The sequence below is a fragment of the Bacteroides caecicola genome (assembly GCF_023337095.1).
Taxonomy (GTDB): domain Bacteria; phylum Bacteroidota; class Bacteroidia; order Bacteroidales; family Bacteroidaceae; genus Phocaeicola; species Phocaeicola gallinarum.
This window is the reverse complement of the sequence record NZ_JAMBLM010000030.1, coordinates 1-2,500: the sequence shown is the minus strand read 5'-3', so window position 1 is coordinate 2,500 and position 2,500 is coordinate 1. Positions and strand designations below refer to the sequence as shown.

Annotated in this window: 2 tRNA genes and 2 rRNA genes (1 of these 4 cut by a window edge); all 4 read right to left on the bottom strand. The window is 54.8% G+C overall.

Annotated features, from left to right (window positions below):
* Positions 1-519: ribosomal RNA gene (locus M3085_RS13815) — 23S ribosomal RNA — on the bottom strand; its annotated part reaches 2,355 nt to the left of the window's first position; the annotation flags it as partial.
* Between the two features lie 108 nt (positions 520-627).
* Positions 628-701: transfer RNA gene (locus tag M3085_RS13810), tRNA-Ala, on the bottom strand.
* Between the two features lie 8 nt (positions 702-709).
* Positions 710-783: transfer RNA gene (locus M3085_RS13805), tRNA-Ile, on the bottom strand.
* A 128-nt stretch (positions 784-911) separates the two neighbouring features.
* Positions 912-2,442, bottom strand: a 16S ribosomal RNA gene (locus M3085_RS13800).
* Positions 2,443-2,500: the final 58 nt, after the last annotated feature.

Sequence of the window (2,500 nt, the reverse complement as noted above, 5' to 3'; positions counted from 1 at the left end):
GTTCGGAGTGCTTTTCACCTTTCCCTCACGGTACTGGTTCACTATCGGTCTCTCGGGAGTATTTAGCCTTGCCGGATGGTCCCGGCTGATTCGCGCAGGATTTCACGTGTCCCGCGTTACTCAGGATACTGCTACGCTTCCTATGGCTTCGCGTACCGGACTATCACCGTCTATGGTCGCTCTTTCCAGAGCGTTCCGCTCGCCATCGTTCATGCGATGCCGCAGTCCTACAACCCCCGTCCTGCCGTAACAGGGCGGGTTTGGGCTCTTCCCCGTTCGCTCGCCACTACTGGGGGAATCATTGTTATTTTCTTTTCCTGCAGGTACTAAGATGTTTCAGTTCCCTGCGTTAGCCTCCCGCTGTGCGGGATGATGCCCCTTCAGGGCACCGGGTTGTCCCATTCGGATATCCGCGGATCAAAGGTTGCTTGCACCTCCCCGCGGCTTGTCGCAGCTTGCCACGTCCTTCATCGCCTCCGAGAGCCTAGGCATCCACCGTACGCCCTTATCTATTTCCGTAATATACTTTCTTCCGTCAGCAAACGGAAGGGCGTATCTTCAAAACCTTCTCTTCGTTCGTTAGTTTGTCCATCATGTCACAGACCGCATTGTCCTTTCGGACTTACGTGGAGAATAACGGATTCGAACCGTTGACCCCCTGCTTGCAAAGCAGGTGCTCTAGCCAGCTGAGCTAATCCCCCTTCACCGGTAGTCCCAGGCAGAGTTGAACTGCCGACCTCTACATTATCAGTGTAGCGCTCTAACCAACTGAGCTATAGGACTGACTTGTAATGCCTCGTTCTCAACTCACCGTACTTACCTGTGCCGTACGGATCATTCTCCTCTTTACAGCATATATATCTTTTCGACACGCAGGAACCGAAAACGGCACAAGCATCATACCGCTCCAGAAAGGAGGTGTTCCAGCCGCACCTTCCGGTACGGCTACCTTGTTACGACTTAGCCCCAATCACCGGCTTTACCCTAGGGCGCCCCTTGCGGTTACGCACTTCAGGCACCGCCGGCTTTCATGGCTTGACGGGCGGTGTGTACAAGGCCCGGGAACGTATTCACCGCGCCGTGGCTGATGCGCGATTACTAGCGAATCCAGCTTCGTGGAGTCGGGTTGCAGACTCCAGTCCGTACTGAGGGAGGGTTTGGGGATTGGCGTCCCGTCGCCGGGTAGCAGCCCTCTGTGACCTCCCATTGTAACACGTGTGTAGCCCCGGACGTAAGGGCCGTGCTGATTTGACGTCATCCCCACCTTCCTCACACCTTGCGGTGGCAGTGCCCCCAGAGTGCCCAGCTTTACCTGATGGCAACTGGCGGGAGGGGTTGCGCTCGTTATGGCACTTAAGCCGACACCTCACGGCACGAGCTGACGACAACCATGCAGCACCTCCATGCCTGCCATTGCTGGAAGCCCCATCTCTGAGGCAGTCAGGCACAGTTCAAGCCCGGGTAAGGTTCCTCGCGTATCATCGAATTAAACCACATGTTCCTCCGCTTGTGCGGGCCCCCGTCAATTCCTTTGAGTTTCACCGTTGCCGGCGTACTCCCCAGGTGGGATACTTAACGCTTTCGCTTGGCCGCCGACCGTGTATCGCCGACAGCGAGTATCCATCGTTTACCGTGCGGACTACCAGGGTATCTAATCCTGTTCGATACCCGCACCTTCGAGCCTCAACGTCAGTCCAGGCCTGGCAAGCTGCCTTCGCAATCGGGGTTCTTCGTGATATCTAAGCATTTCACCGCTACACCACGAATTCCGCCTGCCTCGACCGAACTCAAGCACGCCAGTTTCAACTGCAATTCCAAGGTTGAGCCCCGAACTTTCACAGCTGACTTGACATGCCGTCTGCGCTCCCTTTAAACCCAATAAATCCGGATAACGCCTGCATCCTCCGTATTACCGCGGCTGCTGGCACGGAGTTAGCCGATGCTTATTCATGCGGTACCTGCAATAAGGTACACGTACCTCACGTTAATCCCGCATAAAAGAAGTTTACAACCCGTAGGGCCGTCATCCTTCACGCTACTTGGCTGGTTCAGCCTCCCGGCCATTGACCAATATTCCTCACTGCTGCCTCCCGTAGGAGTTTGGACCGTGTCTCAGTTCCAATGTGGGGGACCTTCCTCTCAGAACCCCTATCCATCGTCGGCTAGGTGGGCCGTTACCCCGCCTACTACCTAATGGAACGCACCCCCCTCCCGTACCGTAATAACTTTAGTCAGGTTTACATGCGAACTCCTGACATCATCGGGTATTAATCTCCCTTTCGGAAGGCTATCCCCGTGTACGGGGCAGGTTGGATACGCGTTACTCACCCGTGCGCCGGTCGCCATCGTATCTGGCAAGCCAGATACATGCTGCCCCTCGACTTGCATGTGTTAAGCCTGTAGCTAGCGTTCATCCTGAGCCAGGATCAAACTCTTCATTGTAAAATATCCTTGTTCTTTTTATTATTCTGAATTTCAGGGTATGGGTTTTCTTTTTTTT